Here is a 26,379-nt window from a genome sequence, read left to right on the forward strand (position 1 = left end):
GATAGACGCAAATCGTCCCATCATTCGATAGGACGATCACGTTTCGCTTAGGGGCCGGATCAGAATTTGATCACGATCTTGCGCTTCTCCAATTCGACGGCGTCGAATTGTACCCCAAGCCCCGGTGCTGTCGGTAGTTCGAAGCGGCCGTTGTTCGGCTCGGACGGATTGACGAAGACAGGCGAACCGCGCTCCCAATTGTCGGCCAGTTCCACCGGCTTGGCGAGATGCATGATCGTGCTGAGCACGTGAATGTTCGCGAGATGACCGACGGTTGGCTGCGTCTGGTGCGGCACCAGCTCGACACCATGGGCATGAGCCAGCGCGGAGCATTTCATCAAGCCGGTGATGCCACCCATTTTCACAATATCCGGCTGCACCATGCGCACGCCGGCGTCGATCAGTTCGCGGAGCCCTTGCAGCGTATAGGTCTGTTCGCCCGCCGAAACCGTGATGTCCAGTCGTTGTGCCACCTCACCCATGGCGCGGACGTTATAGTGCTGCACCGGCTCTTCGAACCACATATAGCCAAGGTCTTCCAGCGCGCGGCCGACGCGGATCGCACCGCCGATCGAGTAGCCATTATTGGCGTCGAAGCCAATGACGAAATCATCGCCCAGCAGCTTGCGCACGGCCTTGGCCTTGGCGATATCACCGGCAAGATCGACGTCTTGTTTGGTGCGGTCGCCATCCCAGCGGATCTTCACCGCCGCCGGCTTTTCCTTGGCGACACGCCGCTCGACGACACGGAGCACTTCGTCAACGGTACGGCCCGAATTATTGCCGATGGAAGTGTAGCACGGCAGGCTCGTCGTCCAGGCGCCACCGAGCAGCTTGTGGACCGGCTGCCCCAGAAGCTTTCCCTTCAGGTCCCAAAGGGCGATGTCGAGGGCGGCAAGAGCCGCAGTCGTCGCACCCTCCGGGCCGAGCTTCACGCATTTATGGAACAGCGTGTCGAGCAGGATGGTATGGTCGAGCACATCCTTGCCGACGAGATAAGGCGCCATATCCCTGGCGATGATGCCGAGCGAGGCAACACCGCCTTGCATCGGCGAGGCCTCGCCGAGGCCGAACCGACCATCTTCAGTTTCGATGCGGACGAATGCACAACGCGGTGACGTTGCTTCACCAGCGCCCATAGGCAACTGGAAAGCTTCTACGCTCTTGATCTTCAAGCTAGTTCTCCTTCACTTACCTTCGCCCCATCGGGGAGAAGGTCGCGTGTAGCGCGGGTTGAGGGGGCGTTGCCGGGGAGACTGTCTTTCGCTCACTGCTCAAGACGCTCGAAGCTCCCGCTTCTCGCCCCCCTCATCCGCCCTGTCGGGCACCTTCTCCCCGCTGGGGAGAAGGAAAATCGTCACCACGTGACGGCGATGTATTTGGTTTCGCAGAATTCCAGAATGCCGTGGTGAGCCCCTTCCCGGCCGAGACCGCTCTGCTTGGTGCCACCGAACGGGGCGGCGGGATCGGAAACGAGCCCGCGGTTCAGGCCGACCATGCCGCTTTCCATCCGCTCCGATACGCGCAGCCCCCGGCTGAGATCGCGGGTGTAGACATAGGAGATCAAGCCGAATTCGGTATCGTTGGCGACACGGATAGCCTCTTCCTCGGTTTCAAACGTTGTGATCGCGGCGATCGGGCCGAAAATCTCGGCGGCCGTAATATTCGCATCGGCGATGACATCCGTGAGCACCGTTGGCGGGAAATAGTAGCCGTCCTGATCGAGCGGCTTGCCGCCGGTCAGGACTTTCGCGCCCCGCGCGGTCGCGTCATCGACGAGGCCGGCAATGCGGTCGAGTGCGGTTTTGTTGATGACTGGCCCGCACTGCGTCGCCTTGTCGTAGCCGACTCCGACCGTCATGGCGTTCATGCGCTCGGCAAGGCGCTTGGAAAACTCGTCGACAACGCCCTTCTGTACATAGAAGCGGTTTGCCGCCGTGCAGGCTTCGCCGCCATTGCGCATCTTGGCGACCATAGCGCCTTCGATCGCCGCGCCCAGATCGGCGTCGTCAAAGACGATGAAGGGCGCATTGCCGCCAAGCTCCATCGAGCAGGAGATGACGGTATCGGCGGCCTCATGCAGCAGCTTGCGGCCAACCGGCGTCGAACCGGTGAAGGAGAGCTTGCGCACGCGCGGATCGTGCAGCATGGCGCTGACGACCGGGCCTGCCTGCGATGTCGTGACGACGTTGACAACGCCATCCGGTACACCCGCCTCGGCATAGATCTCAGCCAGCGCGAAGGCAGTCAACGGTGTTTCTGTCGCCGGCTTTAAAACGCAGGTGCAGCCCGCCGCCAAAGCCGGCGCGATCTTTCGCGTCGCCATCGCCGCCGGGAAGTTCCATGGCGTGACGAGCACGGCGATGCCGATCGGCTGGTGTTGGACGATAATCTTGTTGGCGCCGGAGGGTGCGGAATAGATATCGCCGTTCAACCGCACGGCTTCCTCGGAAAACCAGCGGAAGAATTCGGCGGCATAGGCGACTTCTCCATGGGCATCGTTCAACGCCTTGCCGTTTTCCAGGCTGATCAGCTCGGCAAGCATATCCTTGCGCTCGATCATCAGCTCAAAACAGCGGCGCAGGATCTCGGAGCGCTTGCGCGGCGCGGTCGCGGCCCAGCCGGCCGCTGCGGCATGAGCGGCAGCGACTGCCTCCATGGCATCGTCAACGGTGCAGTCGGCGACCGATCCGATCGTGACGCCGGTCGAGGGATCGACCACGTCGGCGCGCTTGCCCGTCGAAGCGGGCCGCCATTTGCCGCCGATATAAAGATCGGTCGGGATAGCGGCGATATCGAAACTGATAGCCGCGGAGATTTTCTGGATGGCGTTCATGTTCAACTTGCCTTTCGGTCGGATGCGATGGCGCGAAGACGGCTGCGGTCGCCACTGAACGCGGCCTCGACCAGCACTGTCATCGTCGCCATGTCGAGCGGACGGGGATTGTTCTTGATCAGCCGGGCGCTGCCCATCGCCTGCTCGGCAACCAGGGGCAATTGGTCAGCGACAACACCGAGATCGGCGATGGTCTTTGGAATGCCGATCGATGCAAAGAGGCGATCGGCGGCATCGATCGTCGTGGAGGCGCGCTCAAACGCAGATGCGCCGGCAAGATCGAGGCCCATGGCAACACCGATCTCACCCAGTTCGGCCTCGCAATGGTTGCGGTTAAACTCCATGACATAGGGCATCATGACAGCGACACCCATGCCGTGCGGCGTGTGGGTCATGGCTCCGACCGGATATTGCACAGCATGGGCAGCCGCCGTGCCCGCCGTGCCGAACGCGAGGCCGGCGGTGGTCGCCCCCAGCATCAGTCTTTCGCGCGCCACAGCATCACTCCCGTTGTCATAGGCCTGCTTCAGACTGGCGGTAATGTGCGAGATCGCCATCAGTGCGTAATTGTCGCTCAGCACATTCTTGCCGAGAAAAACATGTTCGTGGACGATCGTTCCGGTCGGCTCGCGACGCACCGTCGTATAGGCCTCGATTGCATGGGTCAGCGCGTCGGCGCCGGATACGGCGGTCAGGGACGGCGGACAGGAATAGGTCAACTCCGGATCGCAGATTGCGGTGTGCGAAATCAGATGGGGGCTGGCGATGCCGACTTTTACGGCGCGGTCGGGATCCGTGATGACAGCAACGGGCGTCACCTCGGAACCAGTGCCCGAGGTTGTCGGCAAAGCGATCAGCGGCAAGACCGGTCCCGGCACTTTGAACTCGCCGTAATAATCCTGAGCCCTGCCGCCATGCGCCAGCAGCAGTGCGATCACCTTTGCGGCATCGATGCAACTGCCGCCGCCGACGCCGATGACGAGATCGGCGCCGAGAGCTTTGCCCAACTCAACGCCGCGGGCGATGCATTCCAGCGGCAATTCGGCTATAGTGCCATCAAATATCTTTGTTTTTACACTAGCTTGCGAGAGAGTATCGACAATATACTTGAGCTCGCCGTCGCCCGCCAGCCGTTCGTCGGTGACGACCAATGCCTGTTTGCCCAGACCGGCCGCACAGGATGCGAGCGCGCGGCGCTGGCCAACGCCAAAGACCAGATTACGCGGTGTGCGCAGTGTACCGAACAATGACAATGCCATTTCTCCTTTAGCGGCCCATCAGGCCGCAACTTTCGTTCCGGCCAGAACTTGCAGCCGTTCCCAAACCTCGTCGGCGATCGGCACGCCATCCCGCAGTCGCTGCTCGCGGCAGGCGCGGCCGCGCTCGCCGGGGATCAGCACCCGATCGAAGCCCGCGGCCGGCTCCAACGCACGAATTTCGTCGAGATAGGCCTTGAGGCCGTAATGCGGGCCATCGATGACAATGAAGATGTCGCCCTTGTTGCAAATCTCCGTCTCGTCCAGCGTCCCGCGCACATCGGTCCCGATGGCGGCACTCGCAAGGCTGCTGACCAGCAACTCGAAAGCGAGACCGAGCGCATAACCTTTGGCCTGACCGAAGGGCGCGATCGCACCTTTCTTTGCCGCCTCGGCGTCCGTTGTCGGATTGCCGGCGGCATCTAGCGCCCAATGCTGCGGGATCGGCGCCTTGCGATGCGCGTGGTCATGGATCTCGCCCATCGATACGATGCCGGTGGCGGTATCCATCATAAAGGGCCTATCCTCGCTCGGAATGCCGATCGCGATCGGATTGGTGCCGAGCATGGCGCGGCGGGCACCCCAGGGATGCACCAGGGCTTCGCTGGTCGACAGCGCGATAATGGTGAAGCCTTCGGCGGCGACCCGTTCGGCATACCAGCCGAGCATGCCGATATGATTGGAATTGCGGATTGCGGCCACGGCGATACCCGTCTCCCGCGCCCTCGCCGTCAGTGCCTCCAGTGCCGCATTCACGACAACGGGGCCTAGCCCACGCTGGCCGTCGACACTCAGGAAGGCACGCTTGCGCCATTCATGCAGACCGCGCACATTAGGATCCGCAACGCCATTGGCGATGCGGCGCGTGATTCGGTCGAGACGGAGAAAACCGTGGGACGGGATACCGCGAAGTTCGGCTTCGAATAGGAGATTAAGCTGCTGATCGGCATGATCCTGTGGAATACCTGCGCGTTTGAGTGCCTTGGCAGCCACATCCCGCAACAAATTCGCGTCGACAACAGTCACAACATAAAATCCGATCGGATATCTGATTGAAGCCAAGGCACTATGCTGCTAAGGAAAGATTGCGTCAAGGGAGTAATTTTCAATGGTAAAGGGTCTGATCGGGACGAGTGATACCGGAAGCAGTTTCGTGCGCCGCCCTCCCCGTCTCGGCGACGAAGTTTACAATGCGATCTACGCGCAACTGATGTCGCTGAAGATCCCGCCGGGTGGCCGTATCTCGGTCGATAGCCTTGTGCGCGAGCTCGGCGTCTCGCAGACACCGATCCGCGAGGCGCTGTCTCGGTTGGAAGCGCTGGGTCTCGTCGTGAAGACGCATCTCATCGGCTACAGCGCCGCCCCGCAGCTCGACAAGGACCGGCTGCAGCAGCTCTATGAACTGCGGCTGCTGTTGGAGCCCTTCGCTGCCGGTCGCGCTGCAGTCAACATGACGGACGAGGCGATCGAGGCGCTGGAGAAGGTCGACAAGGACATGCGCTCGGCCCGCAATGACGATCCCCGCCTTGCCTATGGCGAGTTCGCCCAGAGCGACAGTACCTTCCACGACCTCATCGCGATCGGCAGCGGCAATCTGCTGATTCATGAGACGCTGGCGCGGCTGCACACGCATGTACATCTCTTCCGCCTGTTCTTTCACGCCCGCGCCACAACCGATGCCAATGACGAGCACGAGCGCATCATCGCTGCGATCAAGCAAAAGGACGCTGCTGCCGCCGAAGCGGCGATGCGTGACCATATCGAACGGTCGCGCAAGCGCTTCATGATGATCTTCGGCAGTGAATAGGCGGCAAGCGACCTGCTGTCGCAACCTCTGTGATCTCGGACCTTAAACAAGGCGCAGCGAAATGGCGCCCAGCGCGCCGAAATCGGCGCTGACGGTTTCGCCGGGACGACCGACCGGCGCATTTATGCGCGAGCCGGTAATGACAACCTGCCCGGCCTTGAAGCCGCCGTGGTCGCGGGCGCGGCCATTGGCGAGCCACGTCAGTGCGTCCATGACATCGGTAATGGACGGCCCCGCATCGACGGTTGATACCGCCGTCCCGATCCTCAGTGTGATGCCGAGGCGCGACAGATCGATCCCCTGCCAGTTCTCCTTCGGCGCGCCGACGGCGACGGCGGAATTGTTTTGCAGGTCGGCGATAACGGTCAGCCGCGGCACCTCCAGCTTGGGGTTGAAACGCGTTCCCAGGATTTCGAGGGACGGATGCAGCGCTGCGATCGCCGACTGAACCTCCTGCTGGCTATAGGGCGTATCGCGCGGCGGCAGGTCATTGCCGAAACGGACGCCGACCTCAGCCTCGACGAGCGTCGCCATGGCGCCGGCAACATTCAGGACGTCACTGCCGCGGCGGTAGGCACCGGCGAGAATGGGCGAGCAAAGCGGCTCCGGACCGGTTCCGGCTGCGATCTTCCAGCCACCGATCGCCTCTTCGCTTAGTTCGACCAGCTTATCTTGAACGCTGTAAGCAGCCTCGACACTTTCAGGAACGAAGTCGTCAGCCAATCCCTCAAGGTGGAAGCCGCTACGCCGAGCGCTCAACAAATTCTTCGCTGCCGCGGCAACACACTTCTCGATCAAGGTCCTCTCCCCGCTCCGTTGTCTGGAATTCCGAAAGCCATGGCCGGGCGCCGCAGCATCAAATCAGATCGGATATTCGATTTTGGCAATATCAATTGCTTATACGATCCCGTCAAGCAGCAAAGTCGCGCTTGCTGTCATGAATATGCGTTGCATGATGACGTCAATAGCCTATGTCGCGCATGATGCCATGCATGCGCGGAAGATCGCCTGCGCGATGCCAGGCCGTGCCTCATTCAGCTCGTTTTCTCGAACAAACTGGTCGATGTGGCGCCAGTAGGCATACGCACACAAGACATGGTAGAGTCTTCTATCGAGATATGGCGCAACGAGAATGGCCGAATCGATATCGACCAACTATGGAACCGTTACGAGCAACCCAAAATATCAGCGTGAGATCCTCAAGGAGCCCGTCATAAGCTGAAATTTTACTTGTATCGGCTCTTCAACCAGGAATGAGAGTCCCGGATAATGAAATACGGCATTGGCGCAGCGACTGCCTCTCGGGTGAGCCCGGAAACGAAACTGATCGTGACGCAGTCGCCATTCGATGCCTATGTGCGCAAATACGGCACGATCCCCCGGCGCGGCGTCTTCGGCTATTTCGTGCATGAACTCGGCCGCCGCATCGTCGGCGGCGATTATCCGGTCGGCGCGACGCTTCCGAACGAACCGGATCTGGTGGAGCAGTTCGGCATCAGCCGCACCGTTATCCGCGAAGCGATGAAATGCCTAGCCGGCAAGGGGCTGGTGGAAATCAAGACCCGCGTCGGCACGCGGGTCAAGGAGCGCTCCAACTGGCATCATCTCGATACCGACGTCATGGTCTGGCACTACGAGACCGGTCCGTCGGTGGAGATCATGCGCTCGATCAAGGATCTCAGGCGAGTTCTGGAGCCGGAAGCGACGGCTCGGGCGGCTGCGCGCGGCACCGCAGAGGACCTCGCCGCCATAGCCTCTGCCTATGAGGACATGGTTTCCACCATCGGCGACATCAACACCAATGCCGATGCCGACCTGCGCTTCCATACCGCGATCTTTGCCGCCACACGCAACATGATCTATGCGCAGCTTATCGATTTGATCGCCGTCGCGATCTATGCCAACCGAGCGCTTTCGAGCCATGACGAAGTGGCTGAGGGCCAGAAGCGTTCCCTGCCCTACCACAAGGACGTCCTCGACGCGATCGTCGCCCGCAATCCCGACGCGGCCCTCAAGGCCTCGCACCGCCTGCTCGATTCCTGGCGCATCGATCGATACGATTTCTGAGACGTGAACGCCTTCAAGCACCGATCTTCAAGACGATCTTGCCGCCGGGATTCGGGCGCATGCCTTCCAGCATTTCATGCGCCAATTTCGCATCGGCAAAGGGCAGAACGGCGCCGACATTGGTGACGAGCTGCCCGGCCCCGATGATCGCAGCGATCTCCGTCAAGGTCGCCGTCGTCACGTTGACAAGGAAGAAGGCGGCTTCCACGCCACGGCGTTTGGCTTCGTCCTGATCCGGCTGCGAGACGACCGAGATCAATTTGCCGCCGGTACGCAGCACCTGGAAGGACCGGGTCTGCGTGTCGCCGCCGACAAGATCGATGACGGCATCGACATCGCTCACCAACTCTTCAAACGGCTGGCTGCGGTCGATGACACGGTCCGCACCGAGTTTCCGGACTCGCTCGATATCGCGGGCACTCGCGGTGGCAATGACTTCCAAGCCCGCGCGGTGGGCGAATTGCACGGCATAGGCACCGACATTGCCGGCCGCGCCATGGATAAACACGGACTGGCCGCGCCGGAGCTTTGCCCGATCGAACAGCGCCTGCCATGCCGTCACCGCTATCACAGGAAGTGAAGCAGCCTCGACATCGTCGAGCCAGGCCGGCTTCTTGGCGATCATGCCGACGGTGGCAACGGCATAGTCAGCATAGGCGCCGATGAAGCGCGGATTGGTGACACCAAAGACGGCATCGCCCACTGCAAATTTGCTCACGCCAGGGCCGACAGCCTCGACGATGCCGGCAAGGTCCGAGCCAAGCGTCAGGGGCAAAGGCTGCGGCAGCGCGCTTTTGCCGGCGCGGATCCAGCCGTCCCACGGGCCGACGCCGGCAGCTCCGACGCGGATGAGCACTTCGTCGTTGCCCGGCTGCGGGCGGGCAATGTCCTCGATGATGATGGAATCTACCCCGCCGAATTCATGGACCCTGGCGGTACGCATCGTTGGCTGTGTGTCCTCGTGACGCGGCATTTCGGTATTGGTTTGCGTGTTCATGGCTGCATTCCTTCGTGTTGAACCAAAGCCGTTGAGCGGCCTTTCATGACGGAGAAACTGCTGCAATCCGGCGGATTTGATAATTGCCCTTGTGCCGGAAGGATCATCAAGCAAGAGCGGATAATCGCAAAATGACCCGCGGAGTACATCGCATTTCGCCGGATTGCCCAACATCCAGAAAATGGCAGAGACTCAGTGCGTCATCGCCTCCTGCGCATCCGTCTTTGGCATCTGCCGTCGGCCGGCATCATGCGCCACCGGAATGAGCCAGGTGGTCGCACAAGTCAGGACCGCGACCACGACGACACCCCAAAAGGTCCAATGCAAGGCAGCATCGAAGACGGCACGGATTGCCGGATTACCGGCGAGATCGGAAAGGCCGCTCGGCTGGTTCAAGACATCATGCAGCTTGGCGGCTAGCTCGCCGCTGCCGAAATGAACAATACCGATATTGAGCACCGCGCCCAAGGCGGTCGCCCCGAGAGTATTGCCGAGACTGCGCGAAAAGATGATGGACGCCGTGGCGCTGCCACGCATCGACCATTCCACACTCTCCTGTACAAGCACGATGCTGGTGAGGCTGATGAGACCCATGCCGAAACCCATCAGGAAAGAGCCGATACCGGCCAGGACAGGGCTGCTCTCCGGCGTGAGGAACAGAAGAAAAGCGGAGCCGAAGGGAAACATGACGCTGCCGACACGCAGCGTCCTGCGAATGCCGAACGTACGGAAGAAGCGGCTCGAAAGCATTACCGCCAATGGCCAGCCGACAATCAGCATCGTCAGCGTGAAACCGGCCACCAGCGGCGAGCGGCCGAGCACGCCCTGCACATAGATCGGCAGGATGGTCGTCAACCCGATCAGAGCCATGCCAGCCAGAAGCGTGGCCGCATTGCTGGTCGCCACCAGCCGTCGGCCCCAGAGCTCGATCGAGATGATCGGCTCCGGCGCACGGCGTTCTTGCAAGAGGAATAGCAAGCCGGCGACGACGAAGACGATCGCGAGCGAGCCGAGGACGGCGAAGCCGGAGTCGGTTTCAGTGAGGATCACCAGGAGCGAGATGATCGATATGGAGAACAGGATCGTGCCGAGATAATCGATCCTCGCCTCGCGCGGCGTGATCTGCTCATGCAGGAAGAGCGAGAAGCCGATGATGGTCAGCACACCGACAGGCAGGTTGATCCAGAAGATCCACGCCCAGGAGAAATTGTCGACGATAATACCGCCGGCAAGCGGGCCGATGACGGCCGAGACCGCCCAGACGCTGGCGAGCACGCCCTGCACCTTGGCGCGTTCTTCCAGCTTGTAGAGATCGCCGACCACGGTCATCGTCACAGGCTGGATCGCACCGGCACCGAGACCCTGCAGCAGCCGGAAGGCAATCAGGGAGGCCATAGACCAGGCAAAGCCCGCCAACGCCGAACCGACAAGGAAGATCAGGATGCCACCGATCAGGATCGGCTTGCGACCGAAAATATCCGACAGCTTGCCATAGATCACCGTCGTCGTGGACTGTGCCAGGAGGAAGGCGGAGAAAACCCAGCTATAATAGGTGAAGCCGCCAAGCTGGCCGACGATGCGGGGCATGGCGGTGGCAACGATCGTCGCCTCGACTGCGACCATGAAGGTCGCGAGCATGATCGAGACAATGACCAACGGACGTCTCGAACGATCGGCCGTGCTGGACATGACATTCCTTTCTGACTGTACCGCCCGGCGGCAAACGCGCCCGGACCGTCGAGACGGCCATGGGCGAACGATAAATTTTGGGATCAACGTTGGAGGATTAAGCAACTACAGGGACGTTGGCCTGCTGAATCATTATAATAAGCATTGCATACTTACGCCAGCACATGTCAACCGTTTAACAAATGCGCGCCCTGTTCCGCGACTTCTCGCATTTGTGAAATTTTGGACCGATTGCGATGCAGTTTGCGGATCACCACACGCCATCATGCAGCGCCGTCGCTTCCTCGCAGAGCATTGGCCCGACGACCTCAACTTTACGCTGACCCGCTTCAAAGACCACGCGACAGGGCAGATCAAGTGTCGGATTTTCGGGGTGATTGCCGGTGATCGCCTTCAACTGGCTTTCGCTAAGACCATAGACGACACGGCCGACGCCCGCCCAATAGGCGGCGCCGGCGCACATGGCACAGGGTTCAGCGGAGGTATACATCGTGCATTGCACGAGGAATCCCGGCGAATATTGCTGCGATGCCCGCGTCATCAGCACGCGCTCGGCATGGCCGGTCATGTCCTGCGTCGGATTGTAGGCGTTTTCTTGCTCCATCAGTACCGTGCCGTCAGGCCCGACCAGAATGGCACCGAAAGGATGATTGCCATTCAGCCGCGCCCGTGACGCCACCTCGAAGGAGCGACGCAGAAAGACTTCGTCATCGAGAGGAGCGATCATGAGCACAGCCCTGCAATGAAATGCGATATCAACAGCTTGCGCGAGACAGATCCGGCTGACAAGTCGCTATTTCGAGGCTGGTGCAGGAAATGCGTTGCTCAAGCAGGGGCGATTACACTCTTCGGCTCCAGATAGGCTTCCAGACCAAAAACACCATATTCGCGGCCGATGCCGGATTGCTTGAAACCGCCAAAGGGCGCCATGGGCTCGTTGTGAAAACCATTAATCAGCACGCGACCGGCCGCGACGCGCGAGGCGACCGCGCGGGCGCGCGTCGGATTGGAGGAGATCACATAGGCCTGCAGGCCGTAGACGGTATCGTTGGCGATTGCGATCGCTTCGTCTTCGCTCCCGTAGGTGAGGACGCAGAGGACCGGCCCGAAGATCTCCTCGCGAGCGATCGTCATGTCATTGGTGACACCGGTGAAAACGGTCGGTTTGACGAAATAGCCGTTCTCCAGACCGTCCGGCCGGCCTTCGCCGCCGACAAGAACGGTCGCCCCCTCCCGGGTCCCAAGATGGATGTAGCGCTGCACGCGCTCATATTGTTTTTGGCTGACCATCGGACCGATCGCGGTTGCGGGATCACGGGGGTCGCCAACCTTGATATTTTCGACCGCAGCCTTGAGCATCGCGTCGAATTCCGTGGCGCGCGATTCCGGCACGAGCACACGCGTGCCTGCAATACAGGCCTGGCCACTATTGGCGAAGCCGGCAGCGATGACATGCGGAATGGCTTCGGCAAAATCGGCGTCCTCGAGAACCAGTGTCGGCGACTTGCCGCCGAGCTCGAGCGTCACCCGCTTCATGGTTTCAGCGCCCGTACGCAGGATGGCTTTGCCGACGGCGGTCGAGCCGGTGAAGGAGATCTTGGCAATATCGGGATGGCTGCTCAATTTGCTGCCGACCACATCGCCGCGCCCGTTGACGATGTTGAACACGCCGGCCGGCAAGCCTGCATCGTGCAGGCACTCAGTCAGGATCTCAGTCTGCAAAGCACTCATCTCGCTCGGCTTGATGACAGCGGTGCAGCCCGCGGCAATCGCGGTCGCGAGCTTGTTGCAGATGAAACCGTAGTCGTTGTTCCAGGGGGTGATGAGACCAACCACGCCGAGCGGCTCCATGATCACCTCGGCCGATCCGATCCGCCGGGTAAATTCATATTGCCCGAGCGTTTTCGCGGCATTGAGAAAACAATCGGCCGCATATTGTGTCGCCCAGGCGGCACGAGAAACCGGGCCGCCATATTCCTCGATCGTAGCCTCCGTCAGGGCGTCCGCCTTTGTGAGAACGGCATCGTGCAGGCGATGCAGCAAGGCGATGCGCTCCTCCTTGCTCGTTTGTGAGAAGGACGGAAAGGCCCGCTTGGCGGCGGCGATGGCGCGACGTGCATCCTCCTCGTCGCCGAGCCTGACCTTGCCGATGACCTTACCCTTTGCCGGATTGAAGAGATCGAAAAGCTCTTCCCCGTGCGGCGTGACGAAGTCGCCGTCGATATAAATCTTGTCGATGATCCGCATGATGATCTCCTTGCCCGGCTGATGGCGGTGTCTCTGGTCATTTCTGATATAAGCCGATAGGTTTGCATCGATAAGCGGGACAAATCGCCACGAAGTGGTGCAGAAATCGGGATAATGCACAAATCTGGATTGATCGAACTCGAAGCCGTCATCGCCGTCGCCCGACGCGGCAGTTTCCGAGCCGCCGCGGTGGAGCTTGGCATGTCGTCGACGGCGCTGAGCCATGCCGTCGCCGGATTGGAAGCCCGGCTTGGTGTGCGCCTGTTCAACCGGACGACGCGCAGCGTGTCGCTTTCAGCGGCCGGGGAGCAATTCGTCGCCACGGTCGCGCCGGCGCTCAAGGACATCCAGGGCGCCGTGGAGGCGGTTAACAGCCTTCGCGACACCCCGGCCGGCATATTGCGCATCAACAGTTCCGTTGGGGCGGCGCGCCAGGTGCTGACGCCGATCGTTCTTGAATACCTTAACCGCTATCCCGACATGCAGGTCGACCTCGTCACCGAAGGCCGGATGATCGATATCGTCGTCGGTGGCTTCGATGCCGGCATCCGCACGGTGGATACGGTCCCAAAAGACATGATTGCCGTGCCGTTTGGCCCACCGTTACGCTATGCCGTCGTCGGATCTCGCAACTATTTCGAGAGGCACCCGCAGCCCGGCAAGCCGCAGGATCTGATGCAGCATCGCTGCATCCGTGCCCGCTTGCCGAGCGGCGCGCCCTATCGCTGGGAATTCGAAGGGCACGGCGAAGTGCTGACCCTCGATGTTCCGGGTTCCCTTACACTCGATGAGCCGACGCTGATCCTCGAAGCGGCCCGCGAAGGCGCCGGCTTGGCGCATCTTTCGGAATGGTCTGCTGCCGCCGATATAGCCGAGGGACGATTGCTGCACGTGCTGAAGGACTGGACGCCCGTTCTGCCCGGCCTCTGTCTGTATTATCCCAGCCGCCGGCTCCTGCCGGCGGGGCTGCGGGCGTTCGTTGATCTTATCCATGAGATCGGCCGGCATGTCTGATTGCCGAAAACCCCAGCCTCGCGTCGCTAGCGACGCGGGTCGAGCATATCGCGCAGGCCATCGCCGAGTATATTGAAGCCGAGCACGGTGACCATGATGGCGAGACCGGGAAACAGCGACATATAGATGTTCAGACCGAGATAGTTGCGGCCGTCGCTCATCATCGCGCCCCATTCCGGCAGAGGCGGTTGTGCGCCGAGGCCGAGGAAGGAGAGGCTGGCGGCAGAGAGGATCACCGTTCCCGCCGTCAGCGTCGATTGCACGATGATCGGGCCGATGGCGTTGCGCAAGATATAGTGCGTCATGATCCGCGAGCGTGAAATGCCGAGCGAAGTCGCCGCCTCGACATATTCCATCTGCTTCAGCCCAAGCGTTAGATTTCGGCTGAGGCGCGCATAGACCGGCACTGAGAAGATCGCGATGGCGATCATCATGTTGACGAGACTGGTGCCGAGAACGCTGACAATCAGGATGGCGAGCACGACGCCCGGAAAGGCGAACAGCACATCCATGACCCACATGATGGCGTGGTCGACATAGCGGCCGGTCATGCCGGAGACAATGCCGAGCGGTACGCCGACGACAGTCGCAAGCCCGACGCTGAGCATCACTTCCAGCAGCGAGATACGAGCGCCGTAGATCACTCGAGCGAAGATATCGCGACCATTGTCGTCCGTGCCGAACGGATGGTCGAAGCTCGGCGGCAGCATGGTGTTGATCAGGTCCTGCGCATAGGGATCGGCCGAGGTGATCAGCGGCGCGAAGACGGCGAGCAGCACGATGATGCCTATCAATATGCCGCCGATGAGAATGCCGCGATGGGCCGCCAAACGGCGCCACGCGGTGCGATAGCGTCCACGCTCTGGTGCCGTTCCAGCCTCTGTATCGGTCAACGCCATCAGTCGAACCTTATTCTCGGGTTCAAGGCGGCAATCAGCATTTCCGCCAGGAAGTTCATCACGACGACGCCGGTCACCGCGACCAGCGTGACGCCCTGGATGACGGGATAGTCGCGGTAGCGAACGGCATCGACCAGAAGCCGGCCGATGCCTGGCCAGTTGAACACCGATTCCGTCACCACGGCGCCGCCGATCAGGCTGCCGAAATTCAGGCCGACGATGGTGATGATCGGCAGCAGTGCATTACGGAGCGCATGGCTCCAATAGATGGTCACAGCCGGCACGCCCTTGGCGCGCGCCGTACGGATATAATCCTGAGACAGCACCTCGATCATGCTGGATCGAGTCATGCGGGCGATGATGGCCATCGGCAGGACGGCAAGCGAAACGGAGGGCAGGATATAACTTTTCCATGACGTCGCGCCGAGCAGCGGCAGCCAGCCGAGCGAAACCGAGAACGTGTTCATCGCCATCAATGCCAGCCAGAAATTCGCGATCGACGCACCGGCAATAGCAAGCAGCATGACGATCTGGTCCGGCCAACGGTGGCGAAAGATCGCACCGGCCATGCCGGCCGGTACCCCGACGAGGATGGCAAGCAGATAGGATGTGATCGCCAGCGCGATCGTATAGGGCAGACGCTCGCCGATCTCCGAAACGACCGGCAGTTTCGATTTGATCGACATGCCGAGATCGCCCCTCACCGCGCCGTAAGCGAAATCGGCATATTGCGCCGGCAAGCTGCGGTCGAGCCCGAGGCGCGTGCGCATATCGTCGACTGCGGTTTGCGTCGCCTCCGGCCCGGCCATTAGGCGGGCGGGATCTCCGGGCAGAGCGCGAATGGCAAGAAACACCAGCAACGAGACGCCGATGAGGATCAGCGGCAGCGCAAGCAGCTTTCTGGCGATATAGGCTTTCATCAGACGGTCATTTCCGGGAGGGGCAGACGGAGACTAGGGCATCCGGTATTCAAATGTGATCACACGAATACAGGATGCTCTGACTTCAAAGAGCCAGAGCGACCTTTGTGGTTCATTCGAACGCACGGCGCTCCGGCAGCCTCCGCCTGCCAATTCATTAGTTCTTGGTCGCGTCCTTGACCTCAATCTGGCCGCCGGGCACGACCCAGACGCCCTTGACGTTGGCGCGGGTCGCATAGAGGTCCTGCGTCGTATAGAGCAGCACGTGCGGCGCCTCGTCATTGACGATCTTCTGCGCCTGGACATAAAGCGCGTTGCGGGCGCTTTCATCCAGCGTGGATGCCGCTTTATCGAGCACCTCGTCCAGCTTCGGCTCGTTGAAGAAGCCGAGATTGGCGCCGGCGGGTGCGGCGCTCGCCGAATAATAAAGCGGGCGGAACTGCAGGTCTGCGCCATTCACGCCCGATGACCAGGAGGCGACGACCGAGCCGGTGCCATCTGTCTGCTTACCGACCGGATCGGCAAAAGCCGCCTTGGCCCAGACGCCGCTTTCCATGCGGCGAACATCGAGCTTCACGCCCGCCTTGGCCCACATGGCCTGGAGCACTTCGCCAAGACGGGCGTCCGGCTCCTGGACGATGGTCGACATCTCGAAGCCGTTGGGATAGCCGGCATCAGCGAGCAGCTTCTTTGCTTTGTCGACATCGTAGGTATAGGACGCCAACGTCTTGTCATATCCCGGGGTCACCGGCGCGAGCGGCGAATTAGCCGGCGTCGCATAGCCCTGCATGATCGCCTTGACGAGGCCGGCACGGTCGGTCGCATAGTTCAATGCCTGACGCACGCGGACATCGTCCAGCGGCTTCAGCTTGGTGTTGAGTGCCAGCCAGAAGACGGCGGAGCCCTCGCTCTTGTTGAGCTTCATATCCGGATTGGCGTCGATCTGCTTGGCAAAGGCCGGCGGCAGCGGGCTGACGACATCGGCATCCCCCGTCTGCAATGCCATGTTCATGACTGAGGGTTCGGACGTCCAAGTCCACTTGATCTCGCCTACCCCTTTCGGCGCACCGCCCCAATAGTTCGGGTTTTTCGCTTCCAACACATATTCGCCGGATTTATACTCCGCGAGCTTGTAAGGGCCGGTTCCGACTGCCTTGCTGCCGATCGTGCCCGCTGCATCCGCAACCGGGCTCACCATCAGGCAGGCACCGGTGGTCAGAAGCGCAAGGAAGGCTGGGTAAGGATGCTTCAGCTTGAATTGTACGGTCATCGGATCGACCGCCGTGACGCTGTCGATGAAGGTGCGCAAACGGCCGCTGGCCGCAAGGCCGCGCTTCGGATCGAGATGGCGTGCAAAGTTCTTGACGACGGCATCCGCATTGAACGGCGTACCGTCGTGGAAAGTGACGCCTTCGCGCAGCTTGAAGGTCCAAACGAGACCGGCGTCGTCGCTCTTCCATTCGGTGGCAAGCGCCGGCTTCAGCGTAAGATCGGAACTGCGGGCAAGAAGGCCCTCATACATCGGGTCGAGGAGAGCGGCGGTATAGGTTGCAGTCTGGTCGCCCGGATCCATCGAACGTGGCGCCTCGGTCTGCATGACGTTCAACGTCGAGGCCAGTGCCGCGATCGGCGAATACAGCGCGCCAGCGATCACGCCGATCGCGAGCAAGCTGCTGCTTTTCATGAGCTTTTTCCTGAAAATCGTCATCTCGTTCACCCATTTTGAATGTCTCTGATCCATCGACCGGGCAATGGACTTAAGTCATTTTTTGTAATTTATTGCGGTTGATTTGTTCATTTGCTGAACTTATTGTCAAGCCAAAATAATAGGCAAACACCCAGGCGGAACATCGAATTGCTCACCTCTTCGCAGCGACAGCTCCTGCGCGTCATCAGCGAGTCCGGCCCACTCAGCCGGACGGTTCTTGCCGCGTCGATGGGGCTCAGCAAGGCAGCGATGAGCGGCATTGCCCGTGACCTGATTACCCTCGGCGTCCTGCACGAGACCGAGACGGTCTACGGCCAGGGCCGGCCGTCGATACTGCTCGACCTGCATCCCGAAGGTGCGTTCTTCGTCGGCATTTCACTGTTGGAAGATCCGGCGCCAATGGTCCTCAGCGATCTCAACGGCAAGATCATTGCTCGGGAGAACATGCCGCTGTCGCGCGATCCTGAGATTATAGCGGGATTGATAGCCGACGCACTTCCGAAGCTCCTCGCAGGGCGGCCGGATGTGGCCGACAAATTGTCGGGCCTCGGCGTTGCGCTTTCCGGTTTCGTCGATGAGAAGCAGGCCAATTGCGTGCAATCCACCTTGCTTGGCTGGCAGGACGTGCCGTTGGCCAAGATCGTCCGGCAAAAGACCGGTGTCGAGACCTTCATCGAAAACGATGCCAAGGCCGTGGCCGTCAGCGAAAAGCTGTTCGGCATCGCCCGCGACATCCGGAATTTCAGCGTCGTCTCCTTCGGCGATGGCATCGGCTGCGCCCATTTCATTCGCGGCAAGCTCTATCGCGGCAACCACGGCGGCGCCGGCGAAATTGCCCATTGCACTATCGAACCCAACGGCTCGCCCTGCCGCTGCGGCAAGCGCGGCTGCCTCGATACGGTCGCCTCGATAAAGGCAATTAAAGAAATGTCCAAGGCGGAAGGTCTTTCCTGCACCTCGCTCACCGAGTTGGAGGAAGAGGCGTCAGTCGGCAATGCCGTCGCTATCCGCATTCTGCATCGGGCTGGCGCCGCCCTGGGCTTGGCAATCGCCCATATCATTCAGTTCAACGATCCCGGCATGATCCTGATCACCCACGTCGAAGGCAATTTTGACGGATTGTTCGGCACGGTCGTGCAGCAGGCGATCGAAGCCAACGTGCTACCGCGCTACGCCGGCCAGACGCCGATCCGTACCCAGCGCGTCGACAGCGACATCTGGGCGCGGGGTGCCGCCAGCATTGCCGCTCATAATTTCCTGATTGGTCCCAACCTGAATTGAGGTTCCTATGCGCATCGCCGTCGGTGGCATTCATATCGAATGCAGCACGTACAACCCCGTCTTAAATGAAGAGAAGGATTTCCGCGTCGTCCGCGGCGAGGAATTGACGGCTGCGCCCTATTTCGCATTTCTCAAAGACTATGACGCCGAATTCCTGCCGACGATCCACGCCAGGGCCATCGCCGGCGGGCCCGTTGCCCGCCACACCTATGAAGCCTTCAAGGCGGAGTTCCTGGAGCGGCTAAAGCCGCTGCTGCCGCTCGACGGTCTCTATCTTGCGATGCATGGCGCGATGTACGTCGAAGGCATGGAGGATGCCGAGGGCGACTGGATCAGCTCTGCCCGCGAACTGGTCGGCTACGACTGCACGGTTTCGGCCAGCTATGACCTGCATGGCAACGTCACGCAGCGCATCATCGATGCCTTGGACATGTATTCCACTTATCGCACCGCGCCGCATATTGACGTCGAGGAAACCATGCGCCGCGCGGTGACGATGCTCACCGAAAGCCTGAAAACCGGCGTAAAGCCGATTCTGCTCTGGGCGCCGATCCCGGTCGTGCTGCCCGGCGAGCGCACCAGCACGGTCGATGAACCCGCAAAGAGCCTCTACGACCTGCTGCCCGGCATCGATGCCATCGACGGTGTCTGGGATGCCTCGCTGATGGTCGGCTATGTCTGGGCCGACGAGCCGCGCGCCACGGCCGCCGCCATCATGACCGGCACGGACCGTTCCGTTCTCGAACGCGAAGCGAAACTGCTGGCGCAGGCCTATTGGGATGTCCGCAAGGATTTCGTCTTCGGCTGCGAGACCGGCACGATCGAGGAGTGCGTCGCCAAGGCAATCGCCAGCCCGACAACGCCTGCGGTGCTCGCGGAATCCGGCGACAACCCGACCGGCGGCGGTGTCGGCGATCGCGCCGACGTCCTGGCGGAACTGATTGCAAAGGGAGCCAGCGGCGTTGTTTTTGCCGGGATCGCCGACAAGGCGGCAACCGAAGCCTGCTACGCCGCCGGCGTTGGCGCCAGACTCGAGCTCGCTGTCGGCGCATCTCTGGACACCAAGGGTAGCAAACCGGTAACCGCCGAGTTCACCGTCAAGTTCCTGTTGAAAGCCGATGACGCCGCGGATCACCAGGCGGTCGTCTCGGTTGGGGGCATCGATCTGGTGCTATCTGCTAAACGTCGCCCGTATCACAATATCGCCGATTTCACGCGCCTCGGCCTTGATCCGCATCGCGCCAAGATCGTCGTCGTGAAGTCCGGCTATCTCTCTCCGGAATTGGCTCCGATCGCCAGTCCGAACCTGATGGCATTGTCGCCCGGCGTCGTCGACCAGTTCGTCGAGCGCCTGCCGCGGCTGCGCAAGCAGAAGCCGACCTATCCTTTCGACAAGGATTTTACCTTCACGCCCGAGGTGGCGCTCTCTGCACGCTCGGCGGCCCGACTCTGACCATCGCGAAGGCACGACGCTCCGATTTTCGCTGCAAAATTAGGTGCGACGCACAATTATTGCGCATCACAATATATTGCCCAAGAAAGAGCTTGACGCTGCAAGTGAGTTGAATTTCTATTGAACCAATCGAAAATTGGTACGAACCATTTAGCACCATGCCAGCCAGCGGTCTTCCGGAAAATTCGACCTACGCCCTGGAGAAACTCCGGGGTCTGTTGGGCTCTGACAACCTGGAACCAGATGGCAAGCTGCCGACCGAGCGCGCGCTTTCGGATATGTTCGGCGTTAGCCGCCGCGCTATCAGACGGGCCTTGGAAGTGCTGGAAGCGGAAGGCCGCATCTGGCGGCGCCAGGGATCGGGCACCTATGCCGGCCAGCGCCCGGACGACTGGAGCCAGCACGTCGGTTCGCTGATTGCCGGTACCAATCTGATGGAAATCATGGAAGTGCGCCTGCGCGTCGAGCCGCAGCTCGCGCAACTCGCGGCGATGCGCGCCAAGCCCGATGATATCGACCGCATGTACGAGCTGACGAAAAAGATCTTCGCCAGCGGCGATGCAGATAGCCGCGAACTCTGGGACGGTGCACTGCATCGCCTGATCGCACAGAGCGCCGGCAATCAGTTCTTTCTGACGATCTTCGATGTCATCAACCATGTCCGTCAGGACGAGGCATGGCAAACCATTCGCGAATTGGCCCGCAACATCAACAGGACACGCCCGGTAACCTACGCGCAACACGTGGCGATCATCGACGCGATCGCGGCCCGCGATCCAATGAAAGCCGCCGAAGCCATGCGCCAGCATCTGCTGGTGCTGCAGGAAAGCCTGATTCGCGTCACCTCGCTCGACGCTCAGCATCCACAGAAAGAACTGGCTGACGAGTTGGAATGATCATTGGCACCTCTGTGCCGAAACTGACGACCGGAGAGGAAACCGGCCGAGAATGCATTGAAAACAAAATGATAACAGGAGAACCTCATGAAGATCGCCAAATTCCTGACATCGCTGGCCGTCGGAACTTTGATCGCGCTGCCGGCTTTTGCTGTTGAACTGAAGATCGGCCTGCAGGACGATGCCGACGTGCTGGATCCAGCGCAATCACGCACGTTTGTCGGCCGCATCGTCTACACCGCGCTCTGCGACAAGCTTGTCGACGTGACGCCGGACCTCAAATTCGTGCCGCAGCTCGCCACCTCGTGGAAATGGTCAGCGGACGGCAAGCAACTGACGATGGAACTGCGCCAGGGCGTAAAATTCCAGGACGAGACGCCGTTTAATGCGCAGGCCGTGGTAGACACCATCCAACGCAACCAGACGATGCCGGAATCGCGCCGCAAGAGCGAACTCTCCTCCGTCGCCAAGGTCGAGGCAACGGGCGAATACGAAGTGACCTTCACGCTGAAGGCACCTGACGTCACGCTGCTCGCCCAGCTTTCCGATCGTGCCGGCATGATTGTCTCTCCGACGGCTGCCAAGGCTTTGGGCGCGAAGTTCGGCGATCATCCGGTCTGCGCCGGGCCGTTCAAATTCGTCGAGCGCGTGCAGCAGGACCGCATCGTGCTGGAGAAGTTCCAGGATTACTGGAACAAGGACAATATCTTTGTCGACAAGGTGACCTACCTGCCGATCCCCGACACGACGGTGCGCCTCGCTAACCTGCGCTCGGGCGATCTCGACATGATCGAACGTGTAGCCGCATCCGACGTCGGCACCGTCAAGAGCGATTCCAATCTCGCCTATTCCGATGCGGTCGGGACGGGCTGGCTGGGGATCTACGCCAATATCGGCAACGGCGCGCGCGCCGACAATCCGCTCGGCAAGGACAAGCGCCTGCGCCAGGCCTTCTCGCTAGCGATCGATCGGGATGCCGCGATGCAGGTGGTCTTCGACGGCACCGGACTTGCCGGCAATCAGCCCTTCGCGCCGAACAGCCCCTGGTACGACAAGGACATTCCGGTTCCCGCCCGCGATGTCGACAAGGCAAAAGCACTGGTCAAGGCGGCGGGGTACGATCGTGTGCCGGTCGAAATTGCAGTGGCCAACAATCCGGTCACAATGCAGACGATGCAGATCATCCAGTCCATGGTCGCCGAGGTCGGCTTCGATGTTTCGCTGAAAACGACCGAGTTTGCCACGCTGCTCGACGCGCAGACGGCCGGCAACTATCAGCTCAGCCGTTCCGACTGGTCTGGCCGCTCCGATCCCGACGGCAATATCCAGCAATTCGTTACCACCGGCGCTGGCCTCAACGACTCCAAATACAGCAATCCGGAGGTCGATAAGCTCCTGTTGGAAGCGCGCCAGTCGCAGGACAATGCAGTCCGAAAGCAGAAATATGACGCCGCCGAAGTGATCATGAATGACGAACTGCCGATCATCTATCTCGGCCACCAGGCATGGATCTGGGCTTACAACAAGAAGATCACCGGCTTCGTGCCCTCGCCGGACGGCATGATCCGCCTCGTGGGCGTGAAGAAGAGCAGCTAGCGCAAAAGCGCCATGCGGAGTGCAGGTTGCGCTCCGCATGGCCCTCCCATGATCGATGACGAGGTCAGGATCTGCTCATGTACACCTATATCGGAAAGCGGCTGCTGGTTGCGATACCGACGCTGCTGATCATCTCCATCTTCGTTTTCTCCCTGCAGAAACTTCTGCCGGGCGATCCGATCCTGGCGATGGCCGGCGAAGAGCGTGACCCGCAGGTCATCGAGTTCCTTCGCGAGAAATACCGGTTGAACGATCCGGTGGTGTATCAGTATGGCTATTGGCTGAAGGGTGCTGTCACCGGCGATCTCGGCATTTCGCTGCGCACCAACCAGCCGGTGTTGACGCTGGTTGCCGAGAAGCTGCCGGTAACGATTCAACTCGCCGTCATGTCGATGATCTTCGCCTTCGTCATCGGCATCCCCATGGGCATATTGGCAGCGGTGAAGAAGAATACCGTCATCGACTTCCTCGCCAATATCGTCGCCCTATGCGGATTGTCCGTGCCGAATTTCTGGCTCGGGATCATGCTGATCCTGCTGATATCGGTGAAACTTCACTGGCTTCCGGCTTCCGGCTATCAGCCATTCTTCGACGATCCGCTGCGTTCGATCCAGACCATGCTGATGCCGTCCTTCGTGCTCGGCAATGCGCTCGCCGCCACGCTGATGCGCCACACACGCTCTTCGATGCTGAGCGTGCTCAGCGCCGATTATATCCGCACGGCCCGTGCCAAGGGCCTTCCGGAAGCTGCCGTCGTTCTCAGCCACTCGTTTCGCAACGCCATCCTGCCGGTTGTCACCGTCAGCGCGCTGCTCTTCGGCGAACTGCTGGCTGGCGCGGTTCTGACCGAGCAGATCTTCACCATTCCCGGTTTCGGCAAGCTCATCGTCGATGCGGTCTTCAACCGCGACTACGCCGTCGTCCAGGGTGTCGTGCTCTGCACCGCCGTCGGCTTTATCGGGATGAATCTGATTGCCGATGTTCTTTATGTCCTTCTGAACCCACGTCTGAGGGCCGCCCTATGACCGCGATCGCGCAGACGTCGGCTGCGGCCGCCCCCGCCAAACGCGCACCGAACCGCGCCTGGCGCAAACTGAAGGCAAACAAGGGGGCGCTGGTCGGCCTCGCCATCATCCTTTTCTTTGCGACGCTTGCCATTCTGGCGCCGGTGTTACCGTTGGCCGATCCGGTCGCGACGAGCTGGTCGACGATCCGCAAGGCGCCGTCGGCCGCCCATTGGCTCGGCACCGACGATATCGGCCGCGACATTCTCTCTCGCATGATCTGGGGCGCGCGGGCATCGCTGATGGCAGGCATCTTTTCCGTCGCTATCGCCTTGGCGATCGGCGTACCTTTCGGCCTTATCTCCGGCTATTACGGCGGCTGGATCGATCAGATCGTCTCGCGCATTACCGAAGCCTTCCTGGCGATGCCCTTTCTTATCACCGCGATCGCGCTCGCCGCCTTTCTTGGGCCGAGCCTGACCAATGCGATGATCGCCATCGGACTTTCGGCAACGCCTGTCTTCGTGCGCCTGACGCGCGGTCAGGTACTCGCGGTGAAGACGGAAGAATATGTCGAAGGTGCGCGCTCGATCGGCCTGCGCCATTTCAGCATCATCATCCGCTACATCCTACCGAACGTTTTCGCACCTATCCTGGTGCAGGGAACGCTCACCATCGCAACAGCGATCATCGCCGAGGCCAGCCTCTCCTTCCTTGGCCTCGGCCAGCAGCCGCCGGCGCCTAGCTGGGGATCGATGCTCAATGTGGCCAAGAACTACCTGGAGCAGGCGCCCTGGATGGCCATGTGGCCGGGCGCAGCCATTTTTCTCGTCGTCATCGGTTTCAATTTACTGGGCGATGGCCTGCGCGATGCGCTCGATCCGCGCGAAGCGTGAATCATCTGAAAGGACTTCTATAATGACCACATTTACAACCCGCCCTGAAATCCTCGGCACCTTTGGTGTCGTGACTTCCACACACTGGATCGCCTCAGCGGTCGGCATGGGCATTCTCGAAAAGGGCGGCAATGCGTTCGATGCGGCGGTCGCGACCGGCTTCGTTCTGCAGGTCCTCGAGCCGCATCTCTGCGGTCCCGGCGGCGATATGCCGGCGGTGATCTATTCGAAGAAGAAGGACAAGGTCGAAGTCATCTGTGCTCAGGGAACTGCCCCCGCCGGCGCCACACTCGAGCACTATACGGGCGAAGGCCTGTCGCTGATCCCCGGCGACGGCCTGCTCGCAACCGTGGTCCCCGGCTCCTTCGACGGCTGGATGCTGATGCTGCGCGACTACGGCAAGCTCAGCGTCCGCGACGTCCTCGAACCGGCAATCCACTATGCCGAACACGGACATCCGGTGCTGCCGCGTGTCTCGGCGACCATTGCCGGTCTCGCCGAATTCTATCGCAAGGAGTGGCCGACCTCCTACGAGACCTGGCTGCCCGGCGGCTCCGCTCCCGAACCCTGGTCGAACTTCAAGAACCCTGTCCTTGCCGAAACCTGGAAGCGCGTCGTCTCGGAAGCGGAAAGCAAAAGCGGCCGCGAGGCGCAGATCGAAGCAGCCCGCGACGCCTTTTATCGTGGCTTCGTCGCAGAGGCGATCGATACCTATGTGCGCAAGGCCGAAGTCGTGGATGCGAGCGGCCAACACCACAAGGGCGTGCTGACGGCCGACGACATGGCCAACTGGTCGGCGACAATCGAAGAGCCGTTGACCTATGATTACCATAACTGGACGATCGCCAAGATCGGCCCCTGGGGTCAGGGGCCAGCCTTCCTGCAGACACTGTCGCTGCTAAAGGGTTTCGATCTCAAGGCCATGGACCCGGCCGGCGCGGATTTCGTCCACACCATCACGGAAGCCATGAAGCTCGCATTCGCTGACCGCGAGGTCTATTACGGCGATCCGAAATTCACCAAGGTGCCGCTCGATATCCTGTTGTCCGACGCCTATGCCGCGGAACGCCGCAAGCTAATCACCTCGGAGGCTTCTCATTCCCTGCGTCCCGGTAAGCTAGCCGGCTTCGAAAGCCAGTTTGATCTCACCATGGATATGCTGGATACACCGGAAGCCAAGGCCGGCGCGGTCTACGAGCCGACCATGTCGCACCTGACGGAAAAGCGTGGCGATACCGTGCATATCGACGTGATCGACCGCGAAGGCAATATGGTCTCGGTGACGCCTTCGGGCGGCTGGCTGCAGTCCTCGCCGATCATTCCAGGCCTCGGCTTCTGTCTCAATAGCCGAGCGCAGATGTTCTGGCTGAAGCCGGGCCTGCCTTCGTCGCTCGCTCCCGGCAAGCGGCCGCGCACCACGCTGACGCCATCGCTTGGCCTTTACCAGGGCCGCCCGACGCTTGCCTTCGGCACGCCCGGCGGCGATCAGCAGGAGCAATGGCAGCTCGCCTTTTTCCTGCGTTATGCCCATCACGGCATGAATCTGCAGGAGGCGATCGACCAGCCGCTGTTCCACACCTCGCATTTCCCGAGCTCCTTCTACCCCCGCACCCGCGAGCCCGGCAGCATTACGGCGGAGGCCAATTTCAGCGCCGAGATGCTCGATGCACTGCGCAAGAAGGGCCACAAACTGACGGTTGCGCCGGAATGGACGGTCGGCCGGCTGACCGCCGCGCGGCGCGATGCCAGCGGCCTGCTGCGCGCGGCGGCCACCCCACGTTTGATGCAGGCCTATGCGGTCGGGAGATAAGCT

General features: G+C 61.0%; 22 protein-coding genes. 10 read left to right on the top strand and 12 right to left on the bottom strand.

What is annotated here, in order from left to right:
* Positions 1-59: 59 nt before the first annotated feature.
* From CCGE525_RS30295 to CCGE525_RS30310, 4 genes are all read right to left on the bottom strand, one after another.
* The gene (locus CCGE525_RS30295; protein WP_120707907.1) at positions 60-1,175 is read right to left on the bottom strand and encodes a mandelate racemase/muconate lactonizing enzyme family protein; all 1,116 of its coding nucleotides are present in this window, start codon (positions 1,173-1,175) and stop codon (positions 60-62) included.
* A 182-nt stretch (positions 1,176-1,357) separates the two neighbouring features.
* Positions 1,358-2,836: an NAD-dependent succinate-semialdehyde dehydrogenase gene (locus tag CCGE525_RS30300; protein ID WP_120707908.1), complete on the bottom strand. Its 1,479-nt coding sequence runs from the start codon at positions 2,834-2,836 to the stop codon at positions 1,358-1,360.
* Positions 2,837-2,838: 2 nt separating this feature from the next.
* The gene (locus CCGE525_RS30305; protein WP_120708708.1) at positions 2,839-4,089 is read right to left on the bottom strand and encodes an iron-containing alcohol dehydrogenase; all 1,251 of its coding nucleotides are present in this window, start codon (positions 4,087-4,089) and stop codon (positions 2,839-2,841) included.
* A gap of 24 nt (positions 4,090-4,113) precedes the next feature.
* Positions 4,114-5,118 (bottom strand): Ldh family oxidoreductase, encoded by a 1,005-nt coding sequence (locus tag CCGE525_RS30310; RefSeq protein ID WP_120708709.1) that lies wholly within the window; start codon positions 5,116-5,118, stop codon positions 4,114-4,116.
* An 82-nt stretch (positions 5,119-5,200) separates the two neighbouring features.
* On the opposite strand from CCGE525_RS30310, the gene CCGE525_RS30315 reads away from it, so the two are divergent.
* Entirely contained in the window at positions 5,201-5,899 is a 699-nt protein-coding gene (locus CCGE525_RS30315; RefSeq protein ID WP_120707909.1) for a GntR family transcriptional regulator, read from the top strand.
* A 42-nt stretch (positions 5,900-5,941) separates the two neighbouring features.
* On the opposite strand, the gene CCGE525_RS30320 is transcribed toward CCGE525_RS30315, so the two are convergent.
* Complete coding sequence (locus CCGE525_RS30320; RefSeq protein WP_120707910.1) at positions 5,942-6,697, bottom strand: 2-keto-4-pentenoate hydratase; 756 nt, start codon at positions 6,695-6,697, stop codon at positions 5,942-5,944.
* 471 nt (positions 6,698-7,168) lie between these two features.
* On the opposite strand from CCGE525_RS30320, the gene CCGE525_RS30330 reads away from it, so the two are divergent.
* Complete coding sequence (locus CCGE525_RS30330; RefSeq protein WP_120707912.1) at positions 7,169-7,966, top strand: FadR/GntR family transcriptional regulator; 798 nt, start codon at positions 7,169-7,171, stop codon at positions 7,964-7,966.
* Between the two features lie 13 nt (positions 7,967-7,979).
* Here CCGE525_RS30330 and CCGE525_RS30335 read toward each other — a convergent pair whose 3' ends face one another.
* The 4 genes from CCGE525_RS30335 to CCGE525_RS30350 form a co-directional block, all read right to left on the bottom strand.
* Complete coding sequence (locus CCGE525_RS30335; protein ID WP_425375908.1) at positions 7,980-8,963, bottom strand: NADP-dependent oxidoreductase; 984 nt, start codon at positions 8,961-8,963, stop codon at positions 7,980-7,982.
* A 192-nt stretch (positions 8,964-9,155) separates the two neighbouring features.
* Positions 9,156-10,652 (bottom strand): MDR family MFS transporter, encoded by a 1,497-nt coding sequence (locus tag CCGE525_RS30340; protein ID WP_120707913.1) that lies wholly within the window; start codon positions 10,650-10,652, stop codon positions 9,156-9,158.
* A gap of 250 nt (positions 10,653-10,902) precedes the next feature.
* Positions 10,903-11,379, bottom strand: coding sequence for a nucleoside deaminase (locus CCGE525_RS30345; RefSeq protein WP_120707914.1), 477 nt, complete (start codon positions 11,377-11,379; stop codon positions 10,903-10,905).
* A 98-nt stretch (positions 11,380-11,477) separates the two neighbouring features.
* The gene (locus CCGE525_RS30350) at positions 11,478-12,899 is read right to left on the bottom strand and encodes an aldehyde dehydrogenase family protein (RefSeq protein WP_120708711.1); all 1,422 of its coding nucleotides are present in this window, start codon (positions 12,897-12,899) and stop codon (positions 11,478-11,480) included.
* A 114-nt stretch (positions 12,900-13,013) separates the two neighbouring features.
* On the opposite strand from CCGE525_RS30350, the gene CCGE525_RS30355 reads away from it, so the two are divergent.
* Positions 13,014-13,913 (top strand): LysR family transcriptional regulator, encoded by a 900-nt coding sequence (locus CCGE525_RS30355; RefSeq protein ID WP_120707915.1) that lies wholly within the window; start codon positions 13,014-13,016, stop codon positions 13,911-13,913.
* 26 nt (positions 13,914-13,939) lie between these two features.
* Here the strand turns inward: CCGE525_RS30355 and CCGE525_RS30360 are convergent, their stop codons facing one another.
* The 3 genes from CCGE525_RS30360 to CCGE525_RS30370 all read right to left on the bottom strand — a co-directional run bounded on the left by CCGE525_RS30360 (position 13,940) and on the right by CCGE525_RS30370 (position 17,416).
* On the bottom strand, positions 13,940-14,812 hold the full coding sequence (locus CCGE525_RS30360; protein ID WP_120707916.1) for an ABC transporter permease: 873 nt from the start codon (positions 14,810-14,812) through the stop codon (positions 13,940-13,942).
* Positions 14,812-15,732, bottom strand: coding sequence for an ABC transporter permease (locus CCGE525_RS30365; protein WP_120707917.1), 921 nt, complete (start codon positions 15,730-15,732; stop codon positions 14,812-14,814). Before CCGE525_RS30365 ends, CCGE525_RS30360 begins: the two co-directional genes overlap by 1 nt.
* Positions 15,733-15,889: 157 nt before the next feature.
* Complete coding sequence (locus tag CCGE525_RS30370; RefSeq protein ID WP_162950350.1) at positions 15,890-17,416, bottom strand: ABC transporter substrate-binding protein; 1,527 nt, start codon at positions 17,414-17,416, stop codon at positions 15,890-15,892.
* 171 nt (positions 17,417-17,587) lie between these two features.
* Between CCGE525_RS30370 and CCGE525_RS30375 the strand changes: the two genes are divergently transcribed.
* The 7 genes from CCGE525_RS30375 (at position 17,588) to CCGE525_RS30405 (ending at position 26,376) form a co-directional block, all read left to right on the top strand.
* Positions 17,588-18,721 (top strand): ROK family transcriptional regulator, encoded by a 1,134-nt coding sequence (locus CCGE525_RS30375; protein WP_120707919.1) that lies wholly within the window; start codon positions 17,588-17,590, stop codon positions 18,719-18,721.
* A 7-nt stretch (positions 18,722-18,728) separates the two neighbouring features.
* A complete protein-coding gene (locus tag CCGE525_RS30380) occupies positions 18,729-20,174 on the top strand; it encodes a M81 family metallopeptidase (RefSeq protein ID WP_120707920.1) in 1,446 nt (481 codons plus the stop codon).
* 158 nt (positions 20,175-20,332) lie between these two features.
* Positions 20,333-21,070 carry a FadR/GntR family transcriptional regulator gene (locus CCGE525_RS30385; RefSeq protein ID WP_120707921.1) on the top strand — a complete coding sequence of 246 codons (738 nt, stop codon included), beginning with the start codon at positions 20,333-20,335 and terminating at the stop codon, positions 21,068-21,070.
* A gap of 87 nt (positions 21,071-21,157) precedes the next feature.
* The gene (locus CCGE525_RS30390) at positions 21,158-22,666 is read left to right on the top strand and encodes an ABC transporter substrate-binding protein (protein WP_120707922.1); all 1,509 of its coding nucleotides are present in this window, start codon (positions 21,158-21,160) and stop codon (positions 22,664-22,666) included.
* 77 nt (positions 22,667-22,743) lie between these two features.
* Positions 22,744-23,691: an ABC transporter permease gene (locus CCGE525_RS30395; protein ID WP_120707923.1), complete on the top strand. Its 948-nt coding sequence runs from the start codon at positions 22,744-22,746 to the stop codon at positions 23,689-23,691.
* Positions 23,688-24,566: an ABC transporter permease gene (locus tag CCGE525_RS30400; protein ID WP_120707924.1), complete on the top strand. Its 879-nt coding sequence runs from the start codon at positions 23,688-23,690 to the stop codon at positions 24,564-24,566. The genes CCGE525_RS30395 and CCGE525_RS30400 overlap by 4 nt, the downstream gene beginning before the upstream one ends.
* A gap of 22 nt (positions 24,567-24,588) precedes the next feature.
* The gene (locus CCGE525_RS30405; RefSeq protein WP_120707925.1) at positions 24,589-26,376 is read left to right on the top strand and encodes a gamma-glutamyltransferase family protein; all 1,788 of its coding nucleotides are present in this window, start codon (positions 24,589-24,591) and stop codon (positions 26,374-26,376) included.
* Positions 26,377-26,379: the final 3 nt, after the last annotated feature.

Source organism: Rhizobium jaguaris (genome assembly GCF_003627755.1).
GTDB classification, from domain to species: domain Bacteria; phylum Pseudomonadota; class Alphaproteobacteria; order Rhizobiales; family Rhizobiaceae; genus Rhizobium; species Rhizobium jaguaris.

Bases quoted from the DNA above. Each gene is read 5' to 3' on its own strand.
- CCGE525_RS30330 (WP_120707912.1), top strand. From the start codon at position 7,169: ATGAAATACGGCATTGGCGCAGCGACTGCCTCTCGGGTGAGCCCGGAA.
- CCGE525_RS30335 (WP_425375908.1), bottom strand. From the start codon at position 8,963: ATGAACACGCAAACCAATACCGAAATGCCGCGTCACGAGGACACACAG.
- CCGE525_RS30345 (WP_120707914.1), bottom strand. From the start codon at position 11,379: ATGATCGCTCCTCTCGATGACGAAGTCTTTCTGCGTCGCTCCTTCGAG.
- CCGE525_RS30300 (WP_120707908.1), bottom strand. From the start codon at position 2,836: ATGAACGCCATCCAGAAAATCTCCGCGGCTATCAGTTTCGATATCGCC.
- CCGE525_RS30340 (WP_120707913.1), bottom strand. From the start codon at position 10,652: ATGTCCAGCACGGCCGATCGTTCGAGACGTCCGTTGGTCATTGTCTCG.
- CCGE525_RS30350 (WP_120708711.1), bottom strand. From the start codon at position 12,899: ATGCGGATCATCGACAAGATTTATATCGACGGCGACTTCGTCACGCCG.
- CCGE525_RS30360 (WP_120707916.1), bottom strand. From the start codon at position 14,812: ATGGCGTTGACCGATACAGAGGCTGGAACGGCACCAGAGCGTGGACGC.
- CCGE525_RS30365 (WP_120707917.1), bottom strand. From the start codon at position 15,732: ATGAAAGCCTATATCGCCAGAAAGCTGCTTGCGCTGCCGCTGATCCTC.
- CCGE525_RS30385 (WP_120707921.1), top strand. From the start codon at position 20,333: ATGCCAGCCAGCGGTCTTCCGGAAAATTCGACCTACGCCCTGGAGAAA.
- CCGE525_RS30380 (WP_120707920.1), top strand. From the start codon at position 18,729: ATGCGCATCGCCGTCGGTGGCATTCATATCGAATGCAGCACGTACAAC.
- CCGE525_RS30355 (WP_120707915.1), top strand. From the start codon at position 13,014: ATGCACAAATCTGGATTGATCGAACTCGAAGCCGTCATCGCCGTCGCC.
- CCGE525_RS30395 (WP_120707923.1), top strand. From the start codon at position 22,744: ATGTACACCTATATCGGAAAGCGGCTGCTGGTTGCGATACCGACGCTG.
- CCGE525_RS30315 (WP_120707909.1), top strand. From the start codon at position 5,201: ATGGTAAAGGGTCTGATCGGGACGAGTGATACCGGAAGCAGTTTCGTG.
- CCGE525_RS30390 (WP_120707922.1), top strand. From the start codon at position 21,158: ATGAAGATCGCCAAATTCCTGACATCGCTGGCCGTCGGAACTTTGATC.
- CCGE525_RS30370 (WP_162950350.1), bottom strand. From the start codon at position 17,416: ATGAAAAGCAGCAGCTTGCTCGCGATCGGCGTGATCGCTGGCGCGCTG.
- CCGE525_RS30400 (WP_120707924.1), top strand. From the start codon at position 23,688: ATGACCGCGATCGCGCAGACGTCGGCTGCGGCCGCCCCCGCCAAACGC.
- CCGE525_RS30405 (WP_120707925.1), top strand. From the start codon at position 24,589: ATGACCACATTTACAACCCGCCCTGAAATCCTCGGCACCTTTGGTGTC.